Annotated in this window: 29 protein-coding genes; 28 read left to right on the top strand and 1 reads right to left on the bottom strand. The window is 42.9% G+C overall.

Annotated features, from left to right (window positions below; translation table 11 throughout):
* The first annotated feature begins 9 nt into the window (after positions 1-9).
* The 6 genes from ypeB (at position 10) to fni (ending at position 5,528) form a co-directional block, all read left to right on the top strand.
* Positions 10-1,362: a germination protein YpeB gene (gene ypeB / locus AC0DBE_RS03810; RefSeq protein WP_014114226.1), complete on the top strand. Its 1,353-nt coding sequence runs from the start codon at positions 10-12 to the stop codon at positions 1,360-1,362.
* 93 nt (positions 1,363-1,455) lie between these two features.
* The gene (locus tag AC0DBE_RS03815) at positions 1,456-2,109 is read left to right on the top strand and encodes a flagellar brake protein (RefSeq protein WP_472961121.1); all 654 of its coding nucleotides are present in this window, start codon (positions 1,456-1,458) and stop codon (positions 2,107-2,109) included.
* 44 nt (positions 2,110-2,153) lie between these two features.
* Complete coding sequence (locus AC0DBE_RS03820) at positions 2,154-2,330, top strand: YpfB family protein (RefSeq protein ID WP_014114224.1); 177 nt, start codon at positions 2,154-2,156, stop codon at positions 2,328-2,330.
* Between the two features lie 78 nt (positions 2,331-2,408).
* Entirely contained in the window at positions 2,409-3,083 is a 675-nt protein-coding gene (gene cmk / locus AC0DBE_RS03825; RefSeq protein ID WP_014114223.1) for a (d)CMP kinase, read from the top strand.
* A gap of 234 nt (positions 3,084-3,317) precedes the next feature.
* Positions 3,318-4,466: a 30S ribosomal protein S1 gene (rpsA, locus tag AC0DBE_RS03830; RefSeq protein ID WP_014114222.1), complete on the top strand. Its 1,149-nt coding sequence runs from the start codon at positions 3,318-3,320 to the stop codon at positions 4,464-4,466.
* A 12-nt stretch (positions 4,467-4,478) separates the two neighbouring features.
* Positions 4,479-5,528: a type 2 isopentenyl-diphosphate Delta-isomerase gene (gene fni, locus AC0DBE_RS03835; RefSeq protein ID WP_079288174.1), complete on the top strand. Its 1,050-nt coding sequence runs from the start codon at positions 4,479-4,481 to the stop codon at positions 5,526-5,528.
* A gap of 42 nt (positions 5,529-5,570) precedes the next feature.
* On the opposite strand, the gene AC0DBE_RS03840 is transcribed toward fni, so the two are convergent.
* On the bottom strand, positions 5,571-5,702 hold the full coding sequence (locus AC0DBE_RS03840) for a YpzI family protein (protein ID WP_003225499.1): 132 nt from the start codon (positions 5,700-5,702) through the stop codon (positions 5,571-5,573).
* A 77-nt stretch (positions 5,703-5,779) separates the two neighbouring features.
* Here AC0DBE_RS03840 and AC0DBE_RS03845 point away from each other — a divergent pair, with 77 nt between their 5' ends.
* The 22 genes from AC0DBE_RS03845 (at position 5,780) to trpC (ending at position 25,000) form a co-directional block, all read left to right on the top strand.
* Complete coding sequence (locus AC0DBE_RS03845) at positions 5,780-6,379, top strand: YphA family membrane protein (protein ID WP_014114220.1); 600 nt, start codon at positions 5,780-5,782, stop codon at positions 6,377-6,379.
* The gene (locus AC0DBE_RS03850; RefSeq protein WP_014114219.1) at positions 6,376-7,269 is read left to right on the top strand and encodes a YIEGIA family protein; all 894 of its coding nucleotides are present in this window, start codon (positions 6,376-6,378) and stop codon (positions 7,267-7,269) included. Before AC0DBE_RS03845 ends, AC0DBE_RS03850 begins: the two co-directional genes overlap by 4 nt.
* Positions 7,266-7,460 (top strand): capping complex subunit for YIEGIA, encoded by a 195-nt coding sequence (locus tag AC0DBE_RS03855; protein WP_004398137.1) that lies wholly within the window; start codon positions 7,266-7,268, stop codon positions 7,458-7,460. Before AC0DBE_RS03850 ends, AC0DBE_RS03855 begins: the two co-directional genes overlap by 4 nt.
* 153 nt (positions 7,461-7,613) lie before the next feature.
* Complete coding sequence (gene der / locus AC0DBE_RS03860) at positions 7,614-8,924, top strand: ribosome biogenesis GTPase Der (RefSeq protein WP_472961127.1); 1,311 nt, start codon at positions 7,614-7,616, stop codon at positions 8,922-8,924.
* A gap of 17 nt (positions 8,925-8,941) precedes the next feature.
* Positions 8,942-9,979 carry an NAD(P)H-dependent glycerol-3-phosphate dehydrogenase gene (locus AC0DBE_RS03865; protein WP_472961129.1) on the top strand — a complete coding sequence of 346 codons (1,038 nt, stop codon included), beginning with the start codon at positions 8,942-8,944 and terminating at the stop codon, positions 9,977-9,979.
* A 338-nt stretch (positions 9,980-10,317) separates the two neighbouring features.
* The gene (locus tag AC0DBE_RS03870) at positions 10,318-10,521 is read left to right on the top strand and encodes a DUF2768 domain-containing protein (RefSeq protein ID WP_003225508.1); all 204 of its coding nucleotides are present in this window, start codon (positions 10,318-10,320) and stop codon (positions 10,519-10,521) included.
* A 21-nt stretch (positions 10,522-10,542) separates the two neighbouring features.
* Entirely contained in the window at positions 10,543-11,271 is a 729-nt protein-coding gene (locus tag AC0DBE_RS03875) for a hypothetical protein (RefSeq protein ID WP_472961131.1), read from the top strand.
* 188 nt (positions 11,272-11,459) lie between these two features.
* On the top strand, positions 11,460-12,938 hold the full coding sequence (gene spoIVA, locus AC0DBE_RS03880) for a stage IV sporulation protein A (RefSeq protein ID WP_041520986.1): 1,479 nt from the start codon (positions 11,460-11,462) through the stop codon (positions 12,936-12,938).
* A 374-nt stretch (positions 12,939-13,312) separates the two neighbouring features.
* Positions 13,313-13,591 carry a non-specific DNA-binding protein Hbs gene (gene hbs / locus AC0DBE_RS03885; RefSeq protein ID WP_003153447.1) on the top strand — a complete coding sequence of 93 codons (279 nt, stop codon included), beginning with the start codon at positions 13,313-13,315 and terminating at the stop codon, positions 13,589-13,591.
* A gap of 187 nt (positions 13,592-13,778) precedes the next feature.
* Positions 13,779-14,351 (top strand): GTP cyclohydrolase I FolE, encoded by a 573-nt coding sequence (folE, locus tag AC0DBE_RS03890; protein ID WP_003225516.1) that lies wholly within the window; start codon positions 13,779-13,781, stop codon positions 14,349-14,351.
* Between the two features lie 21 nt (positions 14,352-14,372).
* Positions 14,373-14,600 (top strand): trp RNA-binding attenuation protein MtrB, encoded by a 228-nt coding sequence (gene mtrB / locus AC0DBE_RS03895; RefSeq protein ID WP_003225517.1) that lies wholly within the window; start codon positions 14,373-14,375, stop codon positions 14,598-14,600.
* 163 nt (positions 14,601-14,763) lie between these two features.
* On the top strand, positions 14,764-15,519 hold the full coding sequence (gene hepS, locus AC0DBE_RS03900; protein ID WP_003225519.1) for a heptaprenyl diphosphate synthase component 1: 756 nt from the start codon (positions 14,764-14,766) through the stop codon (positions 15,517-15,519).
* Positions 15,520-15,525: 6 nt separating this feature from the next.
* The gene (gene menG, locus AC0DBE_RS03905; RefSeq protein ID WP_014114213.1) at positions 15,526-16,227 is read left to right on the top strand and encodes a demethylmenaquinone methyltransferase; all 702 of its coding nucleotides are present in this window, start codon (positions 15,526-15,528) and stop codon (positions 16,225-16,227) included.
* Positions 16,228-16,252: 25 nt separating this feature from the next.
* On the top strand, positions 16,253-17,215 hold the full coding sequence (gene hepT, locus AC0DBE_RS03910) for a heptaprenyl diphosphate synthase component II (protein WP_003246013.1): 963 nt from the start codon (positions 16,253-16,255) through the stop codon (positions 17,213-17,215).
* 115 nt (positions 17,216-17,330) lie between these two features.
* Entirely contained in the window at positions 17,331-17,780 is a 450-nt protein-coding gene (gene ndk / locus AC0DBE_RS03915; protein WP_472961135.1) for a nucleoside-diphosphate kinase, read from the top strand.
* A 238-nt stretch (positions 17,781-18,018) separates the two neighbouring features.
* Complete coding sequence (gene cheR / locus AC0DBE_RS03920) at positions 18,019-18,789, top strand: protein-glutamate O-methyltransferase CheR (RefSeq protein ID WP_072566487.1); 771 nt, start codon at positions 18,019-18,021, stop codon at positions 18,787-18,789.
* A 74-nt stretch (positions 18,790-18,863) separates the two neighbouring features.
* A complete protein-coding gene (gene aroC / locus AC0DBE_RS03925; RefSeq protein ID WP_472961138.1) occupies positions 18,864-20,036 on the top strand; it encodes a chorismate synthase in 1,173 nt (390 codons plus the stop codon).
* Positions 20,036-21,124 (top strand): 3-dehydroquinate synthase, encoded by a 1,089-nt coding sequence (gene aroB / locus AC0DBE_RS03930; RefSeq protein WP_472961140.1) that lies wholly within the window; start codon positions 20,036-20,038, stop codon positions 21,122-21,124. Before aroC ends, aroB begins: the two co-directional genes overlap by 1 nt.
* Positions 21,121-21,504 carry a chorismate mutase gene (gene aroH / locus AC0DBE_RS03935; RefSeq protein WP_014114208.1) on the top strand — a complete coding sequence of 128 codons (384 nt, stop codon included), beginning with the start codon at positions 21,121-21,123 and terminating at the stop codon, positions 21,502-21,504. The genes aroB and aroH overlap by 4 nt, the downstream gene beginning before the upstream one ends.
* Positions 21,505-21,719: 215 nt before the next feature.
* Positions 21,720-23,267, top strand: a complete 1,548-nt coding sequence (trpE, locus tag AC0DBE_RS03940; protein WP_014114207.1) for an anthranilate synthase component I — start codon at positions 21,720-21,722, stop codon at positions 23,265-23,267.
* Positions 23,239-24,255 carry an anthranilate phosphoribosyltransferase gene (gene trpD / locus AC0DBE_RS03945; RefSeq protein WP_079287906.1) on the top strand — a complete coding sequence of 339 codons (1,017 nt, stop codon included), beginning with the start codon at positions 23,239-23,241 and terminating at the stop codon, positions 24,253-24,255. Before trpE ends, trpD begins: the two co-directional genes overlap by 29 nt.
* Positions 24,248-25,000 (top strand): indole-3-glycerol phosphate synthase TrpC, encoded by a 753-nt coding sequence (trpC, locus tag AC0DBE_RS03950; protein ID WP_472961143.1) that lies wholly within the window; start codon positions 24,248-24,250, stop codon positions 24,998-25,000. Before trpD ends, trpC begins: the two co-directional genes overlap by 8 nt.
* Positions 25,001-25,002 lie beyond the last annotated feature (2 nt).

The following is a 25,002-nucleotide window of genomic DNA, read 5'->3' on the forward strand; positions in this document are numbered from 1 at the left end:
GTGTGATAAATGATCAGAGGAATTTTAATCGCCCTGCTTGGTATTGCAATAGTCGGTACAGGCTACTGGGGATACAAAGAGCACCAGGAAAAAGACGCAGTTCTTCTTCATGCTGAAAATAACTATCAGCGGGCGTTTCATGAACTTACCTATCAGATGGATCAGCTTCATGATAAAATCGGAACAACACTTGCCATGAACAGCCAAAAATCACTATCACCTGCATTGATAGATGTGTGGAGGATTACATCTGAAGCTCATAATAGCGTCAGCCAGCTGCCGCTTACATTAATGCCGTTTAACAAAACAGAAGAGCTATTATCAAAGATCGGGGATTTCAGTTATAAAACGTCAGTCAGAGATTTAGATCAAAAGCCGCTTGATAAAAACGAGTATACATCACTAAATAAACTATATCAGCAGTCCGAAGATATACAAAATGAACTGCGTCATGTTCAGCACCTTGTCATGAGCAAAAACCTTCGCTGGATGGACGTGGAGATGGCGCTGGCTTCTGATGAAAAACAAAGTGATAATACGATTATCAACAGCTTTAAAACTGTTGAAAAGAATGTTGGTGCATTCTCCACGGGAACAGATCTTGGCCCGAGTTTCACCAGCACAAAAAAAGAAGAGAAAGGCTTCGACCATCTGAAGGGAAAAGAAATTTCCGAACAGGAAGCAAAACAAATTGCTGAGCGCTTTGCCCCGGATAATAATTATTCCATTAAAGTAGTAAAGAGCGGGAAAAAAACAAATCGCGACGTTTATAGCATCAGCATGAAAGACCCAGACCATAAAGCAGCGATTTATATGGATATTACGAAAAAGGGCGGGCATCCGGTATATTTAATTCAAAACAGAGAAGTGAAAGATCAGAAAATCAGTTTGAATGACGGATCGAACCGTGCACTCGCTTTTTTAAAGAAAAACGGTTATGAGACAGAAGATTTGGAAATTGATGAAAGTGCCCAATATGATAAAATCGGCGTATTTTCATATGTTCCTGTTGAAAATAAAGTCCGGATGTACCCGGAAGCGATTCGTATGAAAGTGGCCTTGGATGACGGTGAAGTTGTCGGGTTTTCAGCAAGAGACTTCCTAACAGCCCATAGAAAAAGAGATATACCAAAGCCGGCTATTACTGAAGCAGAAGCAAAATCTAAATTAAATAAAAATGTACAAGTGAGAGAAACAAGGCTTGCTTTGATTACAAATGAACTCGGCCAAGAAGTATTATGCTATGAAATGCTCGGAACAATTGAAAATGACACATTTAGAATGTATATAAATGCCAAGGACGGATCAGAAGAAAAGGTTGAAAAACTAAAAAATGCAGAACCTATATATAAAGACCTATAAAAAACAGGAGGAAAGGACTAAATGTCTTTTCCTTTTTTTCATTACGTGCTTTAATAAAAAAGCGAGTATATTGAATACGAAAGAGTGAAGTCAATGATAGGGATTGGAGAAAATGTACTTTTAGAATATATAGAAGAAAATGAATTAAAAAAAGCAAAGAGCAAGGCAGTCAGCATCGAAAACAATGAGCTTTTGATAGCATATCCGGTTGATGTAGTTACAGGGCGAACTGTGATTTTACATAACGATATGGAAGTAACGGTAGAGTTTGTGGGCAAAGATGAAGTTCCTTACCGTTTTACAAGCCGTATAAAAGGTAAAGTGAAGGAAAAACTTCAAATGATCTGTCTTGAAATGCCTCCCAGTGAAAAAATGAAACGAATCCAGCGCCGCCAGTATGTAAGAACTGATGCGGTATTGGATGTGCTAATTCAGCCGCCAAATAAAGAAGAGTTCTTCACACTTTCCTATAACATCAGCGCAGGCGGCATCGCCGTAATTTTAGCTGAAGGCCGTTCTCTTCAATCCGGGGAATCATTGCGACTTATTATCAGTCTTTCTGAAGAGGAGAACACACGTCAAATAGAAACAGAAGCCGTTGTCAGACGAATTTTTGATGACCTGAAATCAGGGAAACGTAAAATGACCCTTGAGTATACAGGAATCGCAGCAAGTGACCAGCAGTTTCTGCTTCAATATTGCATCCGGCGCCAGTTAAATAAGAGAAGAAAGGCAAGGATGGAATAAACATCGGCAAACACTTCCATACTATTTGTGATGGAGGTGCTCCGATGAAAACATTTGAACGGCTGCTGATTAAATTATTGTTCATTCAGGTCATCATTTTACTTGGTGTCCAGATTCTTTTTCACTATCAGCATATTGAACCTTATGTATCAAAAGTGATTCAATATGAAGGGGTGGATAAAATGGAGGAGAACAATAGGATTGAAACCTTCAAACATTAATTATTCATCAATTTTTCACCCTTTTTCATAAAGTTCGTGATACAATCCATAGAGGAGAAAAGAGCAAGGAGAGGAATTATGGACAAGAAATTATCGATTGCAATTGACGGCCCGGCAGCTGCGGGGAAAAGCACCGTTGCCAAAATTGTGGCTGAGAAAAAATCGTACATATATATTGATACAGGAGCGATGTATCGGGCGATAACGTACGCGGCTTTACAAGAAAACGTTGATCTGACAAATGAAGAAAAATTGGCTGAGCTGCTAAAGCGGACAGACATTGAACTGATTACAGCAAAAGAAGGACAAAAAGTGCTCGTTAACGGCACCGATGTAACTGAGGCGATCAGAACAGACGAAGTCAGCAACCAAGTTTCAATTGCGGCCAAGCACAGAAGCGTTAGAGAAGAAATGGTGAAACGCCAGCAGCAGCTTGGGGAAAAAGGCGGCGTCGTTATGGATGGACGTGATATCGGGACTCACGTGCTGCCGAATGCAGAAGTGAAAATTTTTCTTTTGGCATCTGTTGAAGAGAGAGCGAAACGCCGTTATGAAGAGAATGTGAAAAAAGGCTACGATGTCAACTATGAAACATTGATCGAGGAAATTGCAAGAAGAGATAAGCTTGATTCAGAGCGTGAAGTATCTCCGCTGCGCAAGGCAGAGGACGCTCTTGAAATCGACACGACCTCCCTTTCTATTCAAGAGGTAGCTGATAAAATCCTCGAGGCGGTGGAACAAAAGTCCCGCTGATTATGGCAAATGCCACTTTTTTTGAATTTTTCAACAAAGAAAGAATGTTATTGCTTGACAAACCTGTCCTTTTATTAGAAGTTAATACTAATAAAACTTTTTATTGATCATTCAAAAAACTTTTTTGGATGATTCTTTAATACATATTCGGCTAAAAAGCGGGCATGTTTATATGTTCAGCTTTCAAACCGTTTTAATTAAGCTGTGTAGGTTTGGACCAAGGAGGTTATTCAAATGACAGAGGAAATGAATCAAATTGATGTTCAAGTGCCAGAGGTTGGAGATGTAGTTAAAGGGATTGTGACAAAGGTAGAGGACAAACATGTGGATGTTGAAATTATCAATGTCAAACAGTCCGGCATTATTCCAATCAGTGAATTATCAAGTCTTCATGTAGAGAAAGCATCGGATGTTGTTAAAGTAGACGACGAGCTTGACCTGAAAGTAACAAAAGTGGAAGACGATGCTTTGATTTTATCTAAACGTGCTGTTGATGCAGACCGCGCTTGGGAAGACCTTGAGAAAAAATTTGAAACAAAAGAAGTGTTTGAAGCTGAAGTGAAAGATGTCGTGAAAGGCGGCCTTGTCGTTGATATCGGCGTTCGCGGTTTTATTCCGGCATCACTTGTTGAAGCGCATTTCGTTGAAGATTTCACTGACTATAAAGGGAAAACACTGTCTCTGCTCGTTGTAGAGCTTGACCGTGACAAAAACCGCGTCATCCTTTCACACCGTGCTGTTGTTGAAAGTGAACAAGCGAATAAAAAACAAGAACTTCTTCAGTCTCTTGAAGTTGGAAGTGTACTTGATGGCAAAGTGCAGCGCCTGACTGATTTTGGCGCATTTGTTGATATCGGCGGTATCGACGGACTTGTACACATTTCACAGCTTTCCCACTCCCATGTAGAGAAGCCGTCTGATGTTGTTGAAGAGGGACAAGAAGTAAAAGTGAAAGTATTATCTGTAGACCGTGATAATGAACGTATTTCTTTATCCATCAAAGATACATTGCCTGGACCGTGGAGCCAAATCGGCGAGAAAGTGAAGTCTGGCGATGTGCTTGAAGGAACTGTACAGCGTCTTGTCAGCTTCGGTGCCTTTGTTGAAATCCTTCCAGGTGTTGAAGGTCTCGTTCATATTTCTCAAATTTCCAATAAACACATCGGCACGCCGCATGAAGTCCTTGAAGAAGGACAGACTGTAAAAGTGAAGGTTCTTGATGTGAATGAAAATGAGGAGCGCATTTCATTAAGCATGCGTGAACTAGAAGAAGCACCTAAAGCCGATCAAGAGGATTACCGTCAATATCAGGCGAAGGAAGAAACAAGCACTGGCTTCCAGCTTGGAGACTTGATCGGAGATAAGCTGAATAAACTAAAATAATTGGTGATAAACGTGACTCGAGCAGAACGGAAAAGACAACACATCAATCATGCCCTGTCCACCGGTCAAAAGCGGGAAACAGGTCTTGATGATATTACGTTTGTTCATGTCAGTCTGCCCGATCTTGCATTAGAACAAGTAGATATTTCCACAAAAATCGGCGAACTTTCAAGCAGTTCGCCGATTTTTATCAATGCAATGACTGGCGGCGGCGGACAACTTACATATGAAATTAATAAATCGCTTGCACGAGCGGCTCGTCAAGCTGGAATACCTCTTGCTGTCGGATCACAAATGTCAGCATTAAAAGATCCCTCAGAGCGTGTTTCGTATGAAATCGTTCGAAAGGAAAACCCAAACGGACTGATTTTTGCCAACCTGGGAAGCGAGGCGACAGCTGATCAGGCGAAGGAAGCAGTTGATATGATTGAAGCAAATGCCCTGCAAATTCACTTGAATGTGATTCAGGAAATTGTGATGCCTGAAGGGGACAGAAGCTTTAGCGGCGCTCTGGACCGCATTGAGCAAATTTGCAGTCAGGTCAGTGTACCAGTCATTGTGAAAGAAGTCGGCTTTGGTATGAGCAAGGAGTCAGCAGGGAAGCTGTATGAAGCTGGTGCTGCAGCTGTTGATATTAGCGGCTACGGGGGTACAAATTTTTCGAAAATCGAAAATCTCCGAAGGCAGCGGCAAATCACTTTTTTTAACTCATGGGGCATTTCGACAGCTGCAAGTTTGGCGGAAATCCGTTCTGCGTTTCCTGCAAGCACAATGATTGCCTCCGGCGGCCTGCAGGGTGCGCTTGATGTGGCAAAGGCAATTGCGCTAGGGGCCTCTTGCACCGGAATGGCAGGACACTTTTTAAAGGCGTTGACTGATAGCGGAGAGGAAGGACTGCTTGAGGAGATTCAGCTGATCCTTGAGGAATTAAAAATGATTATGACCGTGCTGGGCGCCAGAACGATTGCTGATTTGCAAAAGGCGCCTCTTGTAATCAAAGGTGAAACCCATCACTGGCTCACAGAGAGAGGGATCGATACGTCCAGCTATGGTATGAGATAAATGATAAAAGCCCAAAACCTAATGAGTTTTGGGCTTTTTGTATTATGATTTTCTCTTTTTAAATCTTCCGTTTTGTTCAAGGCTTGTCGCTCCGTCATAGTGAATGGACTGGTCGCGGTCTGATTCGACTCTGCCCGAAGCTTTGAGTTTTTTCTCCTGTCTGTCTTTTCCCATGATCATGCTCCTTTATGTGAGATGGATTGTTTAAAAAATGCGCTTGGGCTCCATACTGGGAGTATGGAGGAAGCAAAATGGAACAATTTTATTACTATTGGTCAATGTGGTTTTTGTGGGTCCTGACAACCTTTATTTTTGAAAAGACGAAAAGACGATTTGCCGTCTCTGTCTTTATTTTGACTAATATTATTTTAAGCATACATGACATCACTTTATATTTTACCCTAAATGCTGCTTATATGATGTTTTTCGTCTGCGGGTGTGTCTATGCCGGGTATTTGGGAATGTATCGTTTTCGTTATCTCATGGTCTTTCTGACGCTTGTTGGCGGGTATGCGTTTGTTTATCTTTTTGCATTATATGATCCGGTTTGGTTCATCATAAAACCTGAGTGGGCGGCCGTTATATTAATAGTGCTTTTGACAGCTTCGGTTGAAAGGAATTTCGAGAAGCAGCTTGCCTTATTTGTCTTAGGGATGTGCCAAGGCGAACTGGTGTATTCATTTGTGATTCAAAAGTTGGCCGGGACTTTGGCTGTCGGCGGCTTTCAATGGCTGAATGCTTGTTCTGCAGGCATGATATTGCTGTTTGGCATATCCAAATACGAACAGCTCGCAAGCCAGATTGGTCAAAAAAGCAAAAGATCAAACAAAGGAGCTACCAAAATGTCATGAGTGATTACATCTATCCGATTATTGCCGGGGTCATTGCCGGCGTCGCGACAAGGCTTTATATGCTCAAAACGGATTACCGCCAGTATCCGACCTATGTTCATGGGAAAGTGATTCACATTGCACTAGGGCTGATAGCGGCTGGTTTAGGGGCAATTATTATGCCGGCGCTTTTGCAGGAGGAATTTACGGCCATCACATTTTTAACGTTGGCAGCGACACAATTTAGAGATGTCCGAAACATGGAGCGGAACACACTGACGCAAATGGATTCATATGAACTTGTCTCAAGGGGAAGCACATATATTGAGGGAATTGCCATTGCGTTTGAAAGCAGAAATTATATCGTAATCTTTACAGCGCTTTTAACAACCTCTGCGTATGTGTTTTTATCCATATGGGCTGCAGTCTTAGCGGCTGTTGTTTGTTTTTTGCTGGCAATGAAATTTATGTCGGGCAGTGTGTTGAAGGATATTGTCGACATCGAGTACATAAAACCTCACTTTGACGGTCCGGGACTGTTTGTTGATAATATTTATATGATGAATATCGGACTTCCGGAGAAACAAGAGCTGATTTTAAAGCATGGCATGGGCTTTATTTTAACGCCAAAAAACTTTAATTCAGCAGCGACGATTGCCAACTTAGGGCAGCGTCAGGCGATTTTATTTGATGTTTCTAATGTGCTCGGGGTTTATCGGGATTCAGGCGAGCCGTCTCTGACCCCCATTGCAAAACGTGATTTAAATGACGGGAGAGTAGCAGTCTTTGTTCTGCCGCAAATTAACCACCCCGAAACGGCTGTTCAGATCATCAGCAATGTTCCAACCTTGGAGAACGCGATCAGAATGCCGACAGAATTTATCAAGAACCAGGATAAGGTGATAGGATGAGCGAATCTCTCACGAAAGTGATTTTGTCTGTGATCACGACGAACCGAAACCGGGCTGCAGGGGGAGCGCCTGTCTTTTTTTGCAATGACCAAAAGGAGATGGAGCTTTTCGCTAAAAATCTTGAGGCGATCCTTGATGGAATAGCGCATAGAATTGGAGATGACGTGTATTTGATCGTGAAACATTTCTAAGAATAGTTGTGATCCCAGTAAAAACTGATATAATAAATGAGTTAAGCCCTTCCTCTGAAGGGTTTCTTTTCATAAAAGTGAATGAAATGATTTTAATAACCGGTTGAAAATTTATGTAAAAATGAAAGCGGCTGGATCGAAAGGAAGGGTACTATGGGTAAACCTGTCGTAGCCATTGTCGGGAGACCAAATGTAGGAAAATCCACAATCTTTAATCGGATTGCGGGAGAAAGAATTTCAATAGTAGAAGATACCCCTGGTGTGACAAGGGATCGGATATACAGCTCGGCTGAATGGCTGAATTATGATTTTAATTTGATTGATACTGGCGGTATTGATATCGGTGATGAGCCATTCTTAGCGCAAATTCGCCAGCAGGCTGAAATCGCCATGGATGAAGCGGACGTCATTATTTTTATGGTGAACGGCCGTGAAGGCGTAACAGCTGCTGATGAAGAAGTAGCAAAAATTTTGTACCGCACGAAAAAGCCTGTTGTTTTGGCAGTTAATAAACTGGATAACACAGAAATGAGAGCGAATATTTATGATTTTTATTCGCTTGGTTTTGGCGAGCCGTATCCAATTTCGGGAACACACGGACTCGGATTAGGAGATTTACTTGATGCCGTTGCAGAGCATTTTAAAAACATTCCTGAAACGAAATATGATGAAGAAGTTATTCAATTTTGCCTGATCGGACGCCCGAATGTCGGAAAATCCTCACTTGTGAATGCGATGCTCGGCGAAGAGCGTGTCATTGTCAGCAACGTGGCAGGAACGACAAGAGATGCTGTTGATACGGCATTTACGTACAACCAGCAGGAGTTTGTCATTGTCGATACTGCTGGTATGCGAAAAAAAGGGAAAGTTTATGAAACGACTGAAAAGTACAGTGTGCTGCGCGCGCTGAAAGCAATTGACCGCTCAGAAGTCGTTGCGGTTGTGCTGGATGGCGAAGAAGGCATTATTGAACAGGACAAACGTATCGCCGGTTATGCACACGAAGCGGGTAAAGCCGTCGTGATCGTCGTAAACAAATGGGATGCTGTTGACAAAGATGAAAGCACGATGAAAGAATTTGAAGAAAATATCCGTGATCATTTTCAATTTCTTGATTATGCGTCAATCCTATTCATGTCAGCCTTAACGACAAAACGGATCCATACGCTGATGCCTGCGATTATCAAAGCAAGCGAAAACCATTCACTTCGAGTTCAAACGAATGTCTTAAATGATGTCATCATGGATGCTGTGGCAATGAACCCGACGCCGACTCATAACGGTTCTCGCTTGAAGATTTATTACGCGACTCAAGTGTCGGTGAAGCCACCTAGCTTCGTTGTATTTGTAAACGATCCGGAATTGATGCATTTTTCGTACGAACGCTTTTTAGAAAACCGAATCAGAGATGCGTTCGGTTTTGAGGGGACACCAATCAAAATATTTGCAAGAGCTAGAAAATAAAAAGGTGTGAAGCAAATATGAAAAGAGTCACTATGCTCGGAGCGGGAAGCTGGGGGACGGCATTGGCTTTAGTGTTAGCCGATAATCATCACGATGTAACCATGTGGGGGCACCGTGCAGAGCTGTTTCATCAAATTAATGATCAGCATGAAAATAAGGATTATTTGCCGAACGTCAAGCTTCCAGAATCAATAGAGGCAACAACGAATATCGGGAAAGCTGTTTCGGACGCAGATTTCATTATCGTTGCGGTTCCGACAAAAGCAATTCGGGAAGTGCTGAGGCAGGCTGTGCCTTTTATGACGAAAAAGGCAGTCTTTGTTCATGTCAGCAAGGGCATAGAGCCGGATTCACTCCTGCGCATTTCTGAGATTATGGAAATCGAGCTCCCGAGCGATGTCAGAAAAGATATTGTTGTCCTTTCGGGGCCGAGTCATGCGGAAGAAGTGGGGCTGCGGCATCCAACGACCGTTACTTCATCTTCAAAGAGCATGAGGGCAGCAGAAGCGGTGCAGGATTTATTTATTAATCACAATTTCCGGGTGTACACAAACCCTGACATTATCGGAGTTGAAATCGGCGGGGCTTTAAAAAATATTATTGCCCTTGCCGCAGGAATCACAGACGGTTTAGGATATGGTGACAATGCCAAAGCCGCTTTGATTACACGCGGACTTGCTGAAATCGCGAGACTCGGAACGAAAATGGGCGGGAATCCCCTGACGTTTTCTGGATTGACAGGAGTAGGCGATCTGATTGTGACGTGCACAAGTGTTCATTCCAGAAACTGGCGTGCCGGCAATTTGCTCGGAAAAGGGTACAAGCTTGAAGACGTTCTTGAAGAGATGGGAATGGTAGTCGAAGGTGTCCGCACAACAAAAGCGGCTTACCAGCTTTCGAAGAAATATGATGTGAAAATGCCGATTACAGAAGCACTCCATCAAGTTCTATTTAACGGACAAAAAGTGGAAACTGCTGTTGAATCTTTAATGGCGAGAGGGAAAACCCACGAGATGGAGGATCTTGTCAATACGTTTGAAAATCAAGTGAAGTAAAAGTGTCAATCGTATGGGAGATCGCATATCTTAATTGAACGAAAGCCCGAAAAACAGAAGGACACCCAAGTCTTGGAATCTCCTGAAACATTTTGCCGATTTAGGCAATAGAGGATGCATCTGTATGCCAAGTCGCATACTATAGCATCGAAGTCCAAGAGAGTGTTTCTTAAACGTGCAGGTGAATATAGTCAAGTTGACTGAAGCGAAGGTCCCCCTCTTTGCTTCAGTTTTTTTGTTTTATCAAAGGATGGAAAATCTGGTTGATCTTTTCCGGGGCTGTATATTAAAATTAAAATATAACGCTTACATCATACATATCGGGGAGGCGCAGGTCATTGAGTCTGGCATTGATGAAAATGTGGTTTGCACTAGGGTCCATGGGTCTGATGTTTCTGGCTGTAGCTTCCATCTATTTAAGCCGCTTTAAGTGCCAAAACCGTTTTTTGAAGATTGCGGTTTCGTCATTCGCTTTCATGTGTATGCTCATATCTGGAATTATTGTGTTTGTTGTGGTATTCAGCGGCCCTGTCAATGAATAAAGCTGTAAAAGGAAGTGCTGTATGGGTAAACTGAAGTGCGCTATGATTTTTGCGGCAGTCGTGTTTTTATCAGGCTGTTTATATCCAAATGAGCGGAAAAGCAGTGTACATGCCATTCCTTATCAGGACCAGCTAAAGCAGGTCCAGTCTGCTATTGATGAATTTCAAAAGGCAAATGGAGGGCTGCTTCCCATTCAAACAAAAGATATGTCGACACCGCTATATCAAAAGTATCCGATAGACTTTAACCGTTTAGCGCCGAGATATATAGCTGAACCCCCGAGCACGGCATATGAAAGCGGGGGAGACTATCAATACGTGCTTGTTGACGTAGAGAACGATCCAACTGTTAAATTGATTGATCTAAGGATGGCTGAAAAAATCCGCGATGTAAAATTGCGTGTCCAAATGTACCGCCAGGAGCATCAATATCCGCCTTACAAGGATGTGTTATCACATGATTTATTTACACTCGATGAGAAGAAGCTGGGAGATGGAAGCTCTCTTACAGTGACAAGCCCAATCTCAGGGAATTCCTTGCCGCTTATGATTGACGGAGACGGAGAAATATACGCCGATTACCGGACTGAGCTGGCTTCTTTTCTCAAAAAAAGCAAAAAAACGTTTAAACCCGGGTCTGAAATCCAGGATATGATTTGGCAAGAAACCCCCTTTGTCCCCGCGTTTTCTGTGAAATATACGGTAAATGACAAACAGGAACCTGTTTTTTTAGAAAATGATATCAAATAGGAATGAACCTTTCTCCAGTGCATACAAATAGGGAGAAAGGTTTTTTTATACTTTAATAGATTGAGGATGGGAAATTTTCTAAAGATGTCATATTGAAATAGGACAACGTCATACACATATAGTGTCCTGTGTTTGATTGAAAGAGTTTAATAAAATTGATAAGGATAGGAAGTCCGGGAGGGGATCACTTGGAAAAGGTCGATATTTTCAAGGATATCGCTGAACGAACAGGAGGCGATATATACTTAGGAGTCGTAGGTGCTGTCCGTACAGGAAAATCCACGTTCATTAAAAAATTTATGGAGCTTGTGGTGCTCCCGAATATCAGTAACGAAGCAGACCGGGCCCGTGCGCAGGATGAACTGCCGCAGAGCGCAGCCGGCAAGACGATTATGACTACAGAGCCTAAATTTGTTCCGAATCAGGCGATGTCTGTTCATGTGTCAGACGGACTCGATGTCAATATAAGATTAGTAGATTGTGTAGGTTACACAGTGCCCGGCGCAAAAGGATATGAAGATGAAAACGGGCCGCGGATGATCAACACGCCTTGGTACGAAGAACCGATCCCATTTCATGAGGCTGCTGAAATCGGCACACGAAAAGTCATTCAAGAACACTCGACCATCGGAGTTGTCATTACGACAGACGGCACCATTGGAGATATCGCCAGAAGTGACTATATAGAGGCTGAAGAAAGAGTCATTGAAGAGCTGAAAGAGGTTGGCAAACCCTTTATCATGGTCATCAATTCAGTCAGGCCGTATCACCCGGAAACAGAAGCCATGCGTCAGGATTTAAGCGAAAAATATGATATCCCGGTATTGGCAATGAGCGTGGAAAGCATGCGGGAATCAGATGTGCTGAATGTGCTCAGAGAGGCCCTCTATGAGTTTCCGGTGCTTGAAGTGAATGTCAATCTCCCAAGCTGGGTAATGGTGCTGAAAGAAAACCATTGGCTGCGTGAAAGCTATCAGGAATCCGTAAAGGAAACGGTTAAGGATATTAAGCGTCTCCGGGACGTTGACAGGGTTGTCGGCCAATTCAGCGAGTTTGAGTTCATTGAAAGTGCCGGATTAGCCGGAATCGAGCTTGGCCAAGGGGTGGCTGAAATTGACTTGTATGCGCCGGATCAATTATATGATCAAATCCTGAAAGAAGTGGTTGGCGTTGAAATTAGAGGAAGAGACCATCTGCTTGAGCTCATGCAGGACTTTGCTCATGCGAAAACAGAATATGATCAAGTGTCCGATGCCTTAAAAATGGTCAAACAGACGGGATACGGCATTGCGGCGCCTGCTTTAACTGATATGAGTCTCGATGAGCCGGAAATTATACGGCAGGGCTCACGATTTGGTGTGAGGCTGAAGGCTGTCGCTCCGTCGATCCATATGATCAAAGTAGACGTCGAAAGCGAATTCGCGCCGATTATCGGAACGGAAAAACAAAGCGAAGAGCTTGTGCGCTATTTAATGCAGGACTTTGAGGATGATCCGCTCTCCATCTGGAACTCCGATATCTTCGGAAGGTCACTGAGCTCAATTGTGAGAGAAGGGATTCAGGCAAAGCTGTCATTAATGCCTGAAAATGCACGGTACAAATTAAAAGAAACGTTAGAAAGAATTATAAACGAAGGTTCAGGCGGCTTAATCGCCATCATCCTGTAATACCGGAAGACCTCTTTATAGAATGGGAGGTCTTTTTTCTATGCTCTTAATAATGGAAAAGGATCAAGGAATAGGATGAAAAAAGGAAAAAAAGGAATATTTGTTCGGTAAATCACGTTAAATCCTTGACGAGCAAGGGATTGACGCTTTAAAATGCTTGATATGGCTTTTTATATGTGTTACTCTACATACAGAAATTCTTCACTTTGTTGGACAAACATTCCTCAGAGTGCAGTTTTTCTTAAAAAGCCGTTTAATTGTCTTTCTCTTGCCTGCTCTGATTTTTTTCTGAGACAGGTTTAGAATCAGACTGAACTGTGAAGAAATGATAATAAACGAACTGAATGTATTCCTTTTGGGAGGAGGTGAAAGGCATGAACAAAACAGAACTTATCAATGCGGTTGCAGAAGCAAGCGAATTGTCTAAAAAAGACGCTACAAAAGCAGTTGACTCTGTTTTTGATACGATCTTAGATGCACTTAAAAACGGTGATAAAATCCAACTGATCGGTTTTGGTAACTTCGAGGTGCGTGAACGTTCTGCACGTAAAGGACGCAACCCTCAAACAGGTGAAGAAATCGAAATTCCAGCAAGCAAAGTACCTGCTTTCAAACCAGGTAAAGCGCTTAAAGACGCAGTTGCTGGAAAATAATTGTGAATATAGATCGTGTATGCATCTAGCTTACATACACTTTATTTCTTCACAGAAAAGCCCCTTTCTAAGGGGCTTTTCATATTTCAAGAGCATGGGCTTCCTGACAGGGCATTCACTTTGCTTTTAGCGGGGCATGTGTGCTAGAATCGAAATTAAATGTATTCATTGGTGGAGGACATAGAACATGAAAGAAGTTAATAAAGAGCAAATCGAACAAGCTGTTCGTCAAATTTTAGAAGCGATCGGAGAAGACCCGAATAGAGAAGGGCTTCTTGATACCCCGAAAAGAGTCGCAAAGATGTATGCCGAAGTATTCTCCGGCTTGAATGAAGATCCAAAAGAACATTTCCAGACTATCTTCGGTGAAAACCATGAGGAGCTTGTTCTTGTAAAAGATATCGCGTTTCATTCTATGTGTGAGCATCACCTTGTTCCCTTTTATGGAAAAGCACACGTTGCATATATACCGCGAGGCGGAAAGGTCACAGGACTCAGCAAACTGGCACGTGCCGTTGAAGCCGTTGCAAAGCGTCCGCAGCTTCAGGAACGCATCACTTCTACAATTGCGGAAAGCATCGTAGAAACGCTTGACCCGCATGGCGTAATGGTAGTGGTTGAAGCAGAACACATGTGCATGACGATGCGCGGTGTCAGAAAACCGGGTGCAAAAACTGTCACTTCAGCAGTCAGAGGCGTTTTCAAAGATGATGCCGCTGCCCGCGCTGAAGTATTGGAACATATTAAACGCCAGGACTAATAAAGATAGAGGGTGCTATAAATGAACGAAAAGCATTCAAGTGATTTTGTCGTCATTAAAGCGGTTGAGGACGGAGTGAATGTGATCGGCCTGACAAGAGGAACAGACACAAAGTTTCACCACTCCGAAAAACTCGACAAGGGAGAAGTAATCATCGCTCAGTTCACAGAGCATACTTCTGCCATTAAAGTCAGAGGAGAGGCACTCATTCAAACCGCATACGGAGAAATGAAAAGCGAAAAAAAATAAGCTGGCTGTCCCCGCTGTTAAAAGCAAATGTTCGCAAACAGCGGGAGGATACAGCCAATTTCTTTTTTTTATGCTATAATGATACCTGCGTAAGTGAATGAAAAAATAAGACTCATACATAGATTAAGAAATAAATGTGAATTTGGGGACAAGGGTGATATTTTTGCAAGACATCTACGGAACTTTAGCCAATCTGAACACGAAATTAAAACAAAAGCTGTCTCATCCTTATTTAGCGAAGCATATTTCTGCGCCAAAAATTGATGAGGATAAGCTTCTTCTTTTTCATGCTTTATTTGAAGAAGCCGACATAAAAAACAACGACAGAGAAAATTATATTGTAACAGCGATGCTTGTACAAAGCGCCCTTGATACCCATGATGAAGTGACGACAGCCAGAGTCATAAAACGAGACGAAAACAAAAACCGCCAATTGACTGTTCTCGCAGGCGATTATTTCAGCGGGCTGTACTACTCTTTACTATCTGAAATGAAGGATATCTACATGATTCGGACGCTTGCTACAGCCATCAAAGAAATCAATGAACATAAAATTCGTCTATATGACCGTTCTTTCAAGGACGAACACGATTTTTTCGAAAGTGTCGGCATCGTTGAATCAGCTTTATTCCATCGGGTTGCGGAACACTTCAATCTTCCGCGCTGGAAAAAGCTGTCGAGTGATTTTTTTGTATTTAAGCGGCTTATGAACGGAAATGATACATTTCTGGATGTGATCGGCAGTTTTATACAGCTGGGAAAAACAAAAGAAGAGATATTAGAAGATTGTTTTAAAAAAGCGAAAAACAGCATTGAGTCACTTTTGCCTCTAAATTCACCTGTTCAGCACATTTTATTAAACCGTCTGAAGACAATCAGCCAAGATCAAACCTATCATCAGAAAGTGGAAGAAGGGTAAACCATTATGCAGGAATCAAAAGAACAGCGCGTACATGGAGTATTTGAAAAAATATCTAAAAACTACGACCAAATGAACTCCGTCATCAGTTTTCAGCAGCATAAAAAATGGCGCGATAAAACGATGCGCATTATGGATGTGAAAGAAGGCGCCAAAGCGCTTGATGTCTGCTGCGGAACGGCTGACTGGACGATCGCTCTTGCAAAAGCAGCCGGAAAAAGCGGCGAGATTAAGGGCTTGGATTTCAGTGAAAATATGCTGAGTGTCGGACAGCAGAAAGTGAAAAACGGCGGATTCAGCCAAATTGAACTGCTGCACGGAAATGCGATGGAGCTTCCTTTTGATGATGATACATTTGATTATGTCACTATTGGCTTCGGACTTCGCAATGTCCCTGATTACTTGACCGTATTGAAAGAGATGAGACGTGTGGTAAAGCCGGGCGGCCAGGTGGTATGTCTGGAAACGTCCCAGCCGGAAATGTTCGGATTCAGACAGGCTTACTTTATGTACTTTAAGTATATTATGCCGTTTTTCGGGAAACTGTTTGCGAAGAGCTATAAAGAATATTCTTGGCTTCAAGAATCAGCCAGAGAATTCCCTGGAATGAAGGAACTGGCAGGCCTGTTTGAAGAGGCGGGCCTGAAAAATGTCAAATATCATTCGTTTACTGGCGGAGTCGCTGCCACGCATATCGGATGGAAATGAAAACACAGATGTTTGGGTGAATGATATGAAATTTAAAATGGCCTACTCTTTTTTAAATGACGATATTGATGTAATCGAAAGAGAACTTGAACAAACCGTACGTTCCGATTACCCGCTTTTAAGCGAGGCAGGTCTTCACCTGCTGCAGGCCGGAGGGAAACGTATTCGGCCCGTTTTCGTGCTGCTTTCCGGCATGTTTGGCGATTACGATATTAATAAGATTAAATATGTCGCCGTCACTCTGGAAATGATTCACATGGCATCTTTGGTTCATGATGATGTCATTGATGATGCGGAGCTTCGCAGAGGGAAGCCGACAATCAAAGCAAAGTGGGATAATCGCATTGCGATGTACACAGGCGATTATATGCTTGCGGGATCTCTTGAAATGATGACGAGAATTAACGAACCGAAAGCCCATAGGATTTTGTCACAAACGATTGTTGAAGTGTGTCTTGGGGAAATCGAGCAGATCAAAGACAAATACAACATGGAACAAAATCTCAGAACGTATCTCCGTCGCATCAAAAGAAAAACGGCGCTCCTGATCGCGGTCAGCTGCCAGCTCGGTGCTATTGCGTCCGGGGCTGATGAAAAGATTCATAAGGCGCTGTACTGGTTTGGGTATTACGTCGGCATGTCTTATCAAATCATTGATGATATCCTTGATTTTACTTCAACTGAAGAAGAGCTGGGCAAACCCGTTGGAGGAGATTTGCTTCAAGGGAATGTCACATTGCCAGTGCTGTATGCTCTGAAAAATCCAGCATTAAAGAATCAGCTTAAATTGATTAACAGCGAGACAACGCAGGAACAGCTTGAACCAATCATTGAGGAAATCAAAAAAACGGATGCGATTGAAGCATCTATGGCAGTAAGCGAAATGTATTTGCAGAAAGCTTTCCAGAAGTTAAACACGCTTCCGAGAGGGCGGGCACGTTCGTCTCTTGCGGCCATCGCAAAATATATCGGTAAAAGAAAATTTTAATTTTTGTAGATATTAAGAAATTTCTCCGCCCCGGATTGATTAATTATCAGAAAGATGTTACGATTTCGGTGTGCAGTGTGAAAGCCTATACATACATAATGATGGGGTGGAGAATGTGATGGAAAAGACTTTTATCATGGTGAAACCAGACGGTGTCCAACGTCAGCTCATTGGAGATATTTTATCCAGATTCGAACGTAAGGGCTTACAATTAGCTGGTGCCAAGTTAATGAGAGTGACTGAACCAATGGCTGAGAAACACTACGCCGAACATCAAGGGAAGCCTTTCTTCGGAGAGCTCGTTGAGTTTATTACTTCAGGACCTGTATTCGCAATGGTTTGGGAAGGCGAAAATGTCATTGAAGTAACGAGGCAGCTGATCGGAAAGACAAATCCTAAAGAAGCTTTGCCTGGTACGATTAGGGGAGATTATGGCATGTTTGTCGGAAAAAACATCATCCACGGCTCTGATTCTCTCGAAAGTGCAGAACGCGAGATTAACATTTTCTTTAAGAATGAAGAATTAGTAACATATCAACAGCTCATGGCAGGCTGGATCTATTAATCATTATGAAAATAAGTAACAGAGCCGGCACCATGTAATGCCGGCGGTTTTCGTTTTCTTTTGTAAAGGTTTACATCAAAGTGAATAAAGCGTTTAATGGCAGGATGCATCAGATTCCTGCCTTTCCTAACGATCTAAAATCAGCTGCAAAGCTGATTTTTTTATTGAAACAATACAATTTCCTGATAAAACAAGCTATACTAGGACAAAAAGACAGCGAGACTGGGAGAGTAGAGAGATGGATACATACAGCGTATTTACAACGAAGTGGAAACAATTAACCGGAGTCGATTTGACATTATATAAAGAAGCACAAATGAAGAGAAGGCTGACGTCGCTTTATGAGAAAAAGGGGTTTCAAAGCTTTAAGGACTTTGCGGCGGCATTGGAAAAGGATCAAGCCCTCTTAAATGAAACATTGGACAGAATGACGATCAATGTTTCTGAATTTTATCGTAATTATAAAAGATGGGAAGTTCTTGAGACTGCTATTTTGCCGTTAATCAAGAACTCTAAGCCTTTAAAGATATGGAGTGCCGCCTGCTCAACGGGTGAGGAGCCTTATACGCTTGCCATGCTTTTGGATCAGCAAAAAGGTCTTCCCGGCTTTCAGATCTTGGCGACTGATATTGATGAAAAAGCATTGGAAAAAGCGAAAAAAGGCGTCTATCAGGAGAGGTCTTTACAAGAAGTGCCGTCATCTGTGAAGGATCGTTATTTTACTCAAAACGCAAATAGAAGTTATGAAGTCAAACCGGAAATCAAAAAGAATATTACATTCAAAAAGCACAATCTACTGGCTGACCGTTATGAACAAGACTTTGACTTAATTGTGTGCCGCAATGTATTTATTTATTTTACAGAAAGCGCGAAGGAAGAGCTTTATTTAAAAATGGCACATAGCTTGAAAAAGAATGGAGTTCTATTTGTCGGCAGCACCGAGCAAATCTTCAATCCTGAGAAATTTGGCCTGATTCCAGCCGATACATTCTTTTATCAAAAAAGATAGACTGACTTTTTGCTGAAAAATATGTTATAGTAGTTTTACTTAAAAGCGTTAATGCGATGAAGGGAGAAGAAGTCATGAGATATTTAACAGCCGGAGAATCACACGGCCCCCAACTGACAACCATTATTGAAGGTGTGCCTGCCGGGCTTTACATAACGGAGGAAGATATCAATTTTGAGCTTGCCAGACGCCAAAAAGGCCACGGCCGCGGCCGCCGTATGCAGATCGAAAAAGACCAGGCCAAAATTATGAGCGGGGTGCGCCATGCACGAACACTCGGTTCACCAATTGCTCTCGTCGTTGAAAATAACGATTGGAAACATTGGACCAAAATCATGGGCGCGGCTCCGATTACAGAGGATGAAGAAAAGGAAATGAAGCGCCAAATTTCCAGACCGAGACCTGGGCACGCTGACTTAAACGGTGCGATTAAATATAATCACCGTGATATGAGAAATGTGCTTGAGCGCTCTTCAGCAAGGGAAACAACTGTCAGAGTGGCGGCAGGAGCTGTCGCTAAAAAGATTCTTTCTGAGCTCGGCATTAAGGTGGCAGGTCACGTATTGCAAATTGGCGCAGTTAAAGCTGAAAAAACAGAATATACGTCAATTGATGACCTGCAGCGTGTAACGGAGGAGTCTCCGGTCAGATGCTACGATGAAGAAGCGGGCAAAAAAATGATGGCTGCCATTGATGAAGCGAAAACCAACGGAGATTCCATCGGCGGAATTGTAGAAGTCATTGTCGAGGGAATGCCGGTAGGCGTGGGCAGCTACGTCCATTATGACCGCAAACTGGACAGCAAGCTTGCTGCTGCTGTTCTGTCAATTAACGCATTTAAAGGTGTGGAATTCGGCATCGGCTTTGAAGCAGCCGGAAGAAATGGAAGCGAAGTCCATGACGAGATCATTTGGGACGAGGAAAAGGGATATACCCGCGCTACAAACAGACTCGGGGGACTGGAAGGCGGCATGACGACAGGAATGCCGATTGTTGTCCGCGGAGTCATGAAGCCGATTCCGACTTTGTATAAACCGCTGAAAAGCGTAGATATTGAAACGAAAGAACCCTTTTCTGCCAGCATTGAACGTTCAGACAGCTGTGCAGTGCCTGCGGCAAGTGTAGTAGCTGAAGCGGCTGTCGCATGGGAAATTGCCAACGCAGTCGTTGAACAATTCGGCTTAGATCAAATCGACCGTATTAGAGAAAATGTGGAGAATATGAGAAAACTGTCGAGGGAATTTTAATGAAAACACTGCATGTTCAAACCGCTTCCTCGTCGTATCCTGTTTTTATCGGGCAAGGCATCAGAAAAGAGGCTTGCGAACTATTAACCTCTTTAAACAGGCCTTTAACACGGATTATGCTTGTCACGGATGAAGAGGTTGACCGCCTGTATGGTGATGAAATGCTTCATTTGCTGCAAGAAAAATGGCCTGTGAAAAAAGTGACGGTGCCGATTGGAGAGCAGGCGAAATCCATGGACATGTACACAAGACTGCAGAGTGAAGCGATTCGTTTTCATATGGATCGCTCCTCATGCATCATCGCGTTCGGTGGCGGTGTTGTAGGAGATCTTGCCGGTTTTGTGGCTGCCACTTTTATGCGCGGCATTGATTTCATCCAAATGCCTACGACGCTTTTGGCGCATGACAGTGCAGTCGGAGGAAAGGTAGCCGTGAACCATCCGCTCGGAAAAAATTTAATCGGTGCGTTTTACCAGCCGAAGGCCGTGCTCTACGATACAGACTTCCTGCGTTCTCTGCCTGAAAAAGAGCTTCGATCCGGAATGGCAGAAGTGATTAAACACGCTTTTATCTATGACAGAGCGTTTCTGGAAGAGCTGCTGAATATCCGCTCACTCCGCGATATCACCAGTGATCAGCTAAATGACATGATTTTTAAAGGCATTTCAATAAAAGCATCTGTCGTTCAGCAGGATGAAAAAGAAGAGGGGATTAGAGCTTACTTAAACTTTGGACATACGCTCGGCCATGCCGTTGAGGCCGAATATGGATACGGACAGATTACTCACGGTGATGCCGTAGCCCTCGGAATGCAGTTTGCTTTATATATAAGCGAAAAGACAGCGGGCTGTGAAATGGACAGGAAACGTTTGGTCAGCTGGCTAATAAGCCTAGGCTATCCAAGTCAAATTAAAAAAGAGACGGAAACTTCGATTCTATTGGACCGTATGATGAATGATAAGAAAACCCGCGGCGGGAAGATTCAGTTTATCGTGCTCAACGAATTAGGAAAAGTTGCTGATCACACATTTTCCAGAAATGAACTTGAGAGCTGGCTGAACAAATGGCGATTGGAGGAGACATCATGATGATTCGCGGAATTCGCGGAGCAACTACAGTTGAACGAGATACTGAAGAAGAAATTTTACAAAAAACAAAACAGCTGTTAGAGAAAATCATAGAAGAAAACAAAACAAAACCGGAAGATGTCGTTCAAATGCTTCTTTCGGCGACACCTGATTTGCACTCCGTTTTCCCGGCAAAAGCTGTTCGTGAGCTTTCAGGATGGCAGTATGTGCCGGTAACCTGTATGCAGGAAATGGACGTAATCGGCGGTCTGAAAAAGTGCATCAGAGTCATGATGACCGTCCAGACAGATGTTCCTCAGGATCAGATCAGACATGTATATTTAGAAAAAGCCGTTGTATTAAGACCCGATTTATCATTGACAAAAAATACTGAATTGTAATACGATAAGAACAGCTTAGAAATACACAAGAGTGTGTATAAAGCGATTGATTGAGTTGAGTTAGAGAATAGGGTAGCAGAGAATGAGTATAGTTGAGCTGAGACATGTATGTTTATTCTACCCAAAAGAAGCCTTTCTTTTGGGTTTATTTGTTATATAATGTTTTATCCTCTCATGCCATCTTCTCATTCTCCTTGCCATAAGGAGTGAGAACAATGTATTTCCAATCCAACATTTCTTCATTTTTACAGGACAGCTTGTCCCACCACACCATACCGATTGTGGAGACCTTCACAGTCGATACGATGACACCCATTCAAATGATAGAGAAGCTCGACAGGGAGATTACGTATCTTCTTGAAAGCAAGGATGATACATCCAACTGGTCAAGATATTCGTTTATCGGCCTGAATCCATTCCTCACGATTAAAGAAGAGCAGAGCCGTTTTACAGCTACAGATCAGGACGGCAGATCTCTTTACACAGGAATTGAACTTAAAGAAGTTCTGAATTGGATGAATACCACCTACAACATCAAAACGCCAGAGCTAGGCATTCCTTTTGTCGGCGGAGCTGTCGGGTACTTAAGCTATGATATGATCCCGCTGATTGAGCCTTCTGTTCCTCCGCATTCAAAAGAAGCAGGAATGGAAAAGTGTATGCTGTTTGTTTGCCGGACATTAATTGCGTATGATCATCAAACCAAAAACGTCCACTTTATCCAATATGCAAGGCTCAATGGACAGGAAACAGAAAACGAAAAAATCGATGTATTTCATCAAAATCATCAAGAGCTTCAAGATCTCATAGAAAAAATGATGGATCAAAAAAACATAAAAGAACTGTTTCTCTCTGCTGATTCATATAAGACACCCAGCTTTGAGACAGTATCATCTAATTATGAAAAATCAGCTTTTATGGCTGATGTAGAAAAAATAAAAGAATATATAAAAGCAGGCGATATCTTCCAGGGGGTTCTGTCACAAAAATTTGAAATTCCGATAAAATCAGATGCCTTTGAGTTATACCGGGTGCTTAGGATCGTCAATCCTTCTCCGTATATGTATTATATGAAACTCAAAGACAGAGAAATAGTCGGAAGCTCTCCGGAACGTTTAATCCATGTTAAGGACGGGCACTTGGAAATCCATCCGATTGCCGGTACGAGAAAACGAGGCGCAGATAAAGAGGAAGATGAAAAACTCAAAGTTGAGCTGATGAAGGATGAAAAAGAAAAAGCAGAGCACTACATGCTCGTTGACCTTGCCCGGAACGATATTGGCAGAGTAGCAGAGTATGGATCTGTTTCTGTGCCGGAGTTCACAAAAATTGTCTCCTTTTCGCATGTCATGCACATTATTTCGGTGGTTACAGGTCGATTGAAAGAAGGGATTCACCCAGTCGATGCACTGATGTCCGCTTTCCCGGCAGGAACTTTAACAGGCGCTCCCAAAATCCGTGCCATGCAGCTTTTGCAAGAGCTGGAGCCTACACCGAGAGAGACATACGGCGGCTGCATCGCCTACATCGGATTTGACGGTAATATCGACTCTTGTATTACGATTCGCACCATGAGCGTAAAGGGCGGTGTTGCATCGATACAGGCAGGTGCTGGCATTGTTGCAGATTCTGTTCCGGAAGCCGAATACGAAGAAAGCTGTAATAAAGCCGGTGCGCTGCTGAAAACGATTCATATTGCAGAAGACATGTTCCATAGCAAGGAGGATAAAGCTGATGAACAAATTTCTACAATTGTGCGTTGACGGAAAAACACTTACTGCCGATGAGGCAGAGGCATTGATGAATATGATGATGACAGCGGAAATGACGCCTTCTGAAATGGGCGGTATATTGTCTATTCTTGCTCATCGGGGAGAGACGCCAGAAGAGCTTACGGGCTTTGTGAAGGCGATGCGGGCACGCGCTCTTACAGTCGATGGACTTCCTGATGTCGTTGATACATGCGGAACCGGAGGAGACGGTATTTCCACTTTTAATATCTCAACGGCATCAGCAATTGTTGCCTCAGCAGCAGGGGCAAAAATCGCTAAGCACGGCAATCGCTCTGTCTCTTCTAAAAGCGGAAGTGCTGATGTTTTAGAGGTGTTAGAGGTTCCAATTCAAACGACTCCCGAAAAAGTCAAAAGCAGCATTGAAGTAAACAACATGGGATTTCTTTTTGCCCCGCTTTATCATTCGTCTATGAAACATGTAGCGGGTACTAGAAAAGAACTGGGTTTCAGAACGGTATTTAATCTGCTCGGACCGCTCAGCAATCCCTTGCAGGCGAAGCGTCAGGTGATTGGGGTCTATTCCGCTGAAAAAGCTGGAGTGATGGCAAGCGCACTGGAGACGCTTCAGCCGAAGCACGTCATGTTCGTATCAAGCCGAGACGGTTTAGATGAGCTTTCAATTACAGCACCGACTGACGTGATTGAATTAAAGGACGGGGAGCGCCGGGAATATACCGTTTCACCGGAAGATTTCGGTTTCACAAATGGCAGACTTGAAGATTTACAGGTGCAGTCACCGAAAGAGAGTGCCTGTCTTATTCAGAATATTTTTGAAAATAAAAGCAGCGGTTCCGCTTTATCTATTACTGCTTTTAATGCAGGGGCTGCGATATACACGGCGGGGATCACCGCCTCACTGAAGGAAGGAACGGAGCTAGCATTAGAGACGATTACAAGCGGAGGCGCTGCCGCGCAGCTTGAACGAATAAAGCAGAAAGAGGAAGAGATCTATGCTTGAAAACATCATCAAACAAAAGAAGGAAGAAGTAAACACACTGGTCCTGCCGGAAGAGCAGCCTTTCGAAAAACGTTCATTTAAAGAGGCGCTGGCAAGCCCGAATCGGTTTATCGGGTTGCTTGCTGAAGTGAAGAAAGCGTCGCCGTCAAAAGGGCTCATTAAAGAGGATTTTGTCCCTGTGCGGATTGCAAAAGACTATGAAACTGCGAAAGCAGATGCGCTTTCCGTTTTAACAGACACCCCGTTTTTTCAAGGGGAAAACAGCTATTTATCAGACGTAAAGCGCGCTGTTTCGATCCCTGTACTCAGAAAAGATTTTATTATTGATTCTCTTCAAGTGGAGGAATCAAGAAGAATCGGAGCGGATGCCATATTGTTAATCGGCGAAGTGCTTGATCCCTTACACCTTCATGAGTTATATCTTGAAGCAGGTGAAAAGGAGATGGACGTGTTAGTGGAGGTTCATGATGCAACAACGCTAGAACAAATATTGAAAGTGTTCACGCCTGATATTCTCGGCATAAACAACCGAAACCTAAAAACATTTGAAACCTCTATAATGCAGACAGAACAAATCGCATCTCTTGCTCCGAAAGAATCACTGCTTGTCAGCGAAAGCGGAATCGGTTCTTTAGAACATTTAACATTTGTCAAAGAACATGGAGCACGAGCTGTGCTTATCGGTGAATCATTGATGAGACAAACATCACAGCAAAAAGCAATCCATGTTTTGTTCGGGGAGTGAGG

This window comes from Bacillus sp. VA15 (assembly GCF_055721145.1).

What these genes read in the sequence shown, in the direction of transcription:
- ypeB (WP_014114226.1), top strand. Translation starts at nt 10, where the DNA reads ATGATCAGAGGAATTTTAATCGCCCTGCTTGGTATTGCAATAGTCGGT.
- AC0DBE_RS03815 (WP_472961121.1), top strand. Translation starts at nt 1,456, where the DNA reads ATGATAGGGATTGGAGAAAATGTACTTTTAGAATATATAGAAGAAAAT.
- AC0DBE_RS03820 (WP_014114224.1), top strand. Translation starts at nt 2,154, where the DNA reads ATGAAAACATTTGAACGGCTGCTGATTAAATTATTGTTCATTCAGGTC.
- cmk (WP_014114223.1), top strand. Translation starts at nt 2,409, where the DNA reads ATGGACAAGAAATTATCGATTGCAATTGACGGCCCGGCAGCTGCGGGG.
- rpsA (WP_014114222.1), top strand. Translation starts at nt 3,318, where the DNA reads ATGACAGAGGAAATGAATCAAATTGATGTTCAAGTGCCAGAGGTTGGA.
- AC0DBE_RS03840 (WP_003225499.1), bottom strand. Translation starts at nt 5,702, where the DNA reads ATGGGAAAAGACAGACAGGAGAAAAAACTCAAAGCTTCGGGCAGAGTC.
- AC0DBE_RS03845 (WP_014114220.1), top strand. Translation starts at nt 5,780, where the DNA reads ATGGAACAATTTTATTACTATTGGTCAATGTGGTTTTTGTGGGTCCTG.
- AC0DBE_RS03850 (WP_014114219.1), top strand. Translation starts at nt 6,376, where the DNA reads ATGAGTGATTACATCTATCCGATTATTGCCGGGGTCATTGCCGGCGTC.
- AC0DBE_RS03855 (WP_004398137.1), top strand. Translation starts at nt 7,266, where the DNA reads ATGAGCGAATCTCTCACGAAAGTGATTTTGTCTGTGATCACGACGAAC.
- der (WP_472961127.1), top strand. Translation starts at nt 7,614, where the DNA reads ATGGGTAAACCTGTCGTAGCCATTGTCGGGAGACCAAATGTAGGAAAA.
- AC0DBE_RS03865 (WP_472961129.1), top strand. Translation starts at nt 8,942, where the DNA reads ATGAAAAGAGTCACTATGCTCGGAGCGGGAAGCTGGGGGACGGCATTG.
- AC0DBE_RS03875 (WP_472961131.1), top strand. Translation starts at nt 10,543, where the DNA reads ATGGGTAAACTGAAGTGCGCTATGATTTTTGCGGCAGTCGTGTTTTTA.
- hbs (WP_003153447.1), top strand. Translation starts at nt 13,313, where the DNA reads ATGAACAAAACAGAACTTATCAATGCGGTTGCAGAAGCAAGCGAATTG.
- folE (WP_003225516.1), top strand. Translation starts at nt 13,779, where the DNA reads ATGAAAGAAGTTAATAAAGAGCAAATCGAACAAGCTGTTCGTCAAATT.
- mtrB (WP_003225517.1), top strand. Translation starts at nt 14,373, where the DNA reads ATGAACGAAAAGCATTCAAGTGATTTTGTCGTCATTAAAGCGGTTGAG.
- menG (WP_014114213.1), top strand. Translation starts at nt 15,526, where the DNA reads ATGCAGGAATCAAAAGAACAGCGCGTACATGGAGTATTTGAAAAAATA.
- hepT (WP_003246013.1), top strand. Translation starts at nt 16,253, where the DNA reads ATGAAATTTAAAATGGCCTACTCTTTTTTAAATGACGATATTGATGTA.
- cheR (WP_072566487.1), top strand. Translation starts at nt 18,019, where the DNA reads ATGGATACATACAGCGTATTTACAACGAAGTGGAAACAATTAACCGGA.
- aroC (WP_472961138.1), top strand. Translation starts at nt 18,864, where the DNA reads ATGAGATATTTAACAGCCGGAGAATCACACGGCCCCCAACTGACAACC.
- aroB (WP_472961140.1), top strand. Translation starts at nt 20,036, where the DNA reads ATGAAAACACTGCATGTTCAAACCGCTTCCTCGTCGTATCCTGTTTTT.
- aroH (WP_014114208.1), top strand. Translation starts at nt 21,121, where the DNA reads ATGATGATTCGCGGAATTCGCGGAGCAACTACAGTTGAACGAGATACT.
- trpE (WP_014114207.1), top strand. Translation starts at nt 21,720, where the DNA reads ATGTATTTCCAATCCAACATTTCTTCATTTTTACAGGACAGCTTGTCC.
- trpD (WP_079287906.1), top strand. Translation starts at nt 23,239, where the DNA reads ATGAACAAATTTCTACAATTGTGCGTTGACGGAAAAACACTTACTGCC.
- trpC (WP_472961143.1), top strand. Translation starts at nt 24,248, where the DNA reads ATGCTTGAAAACATCATCAAACAAAAGAAGGAAGAAGTAAACACACTG.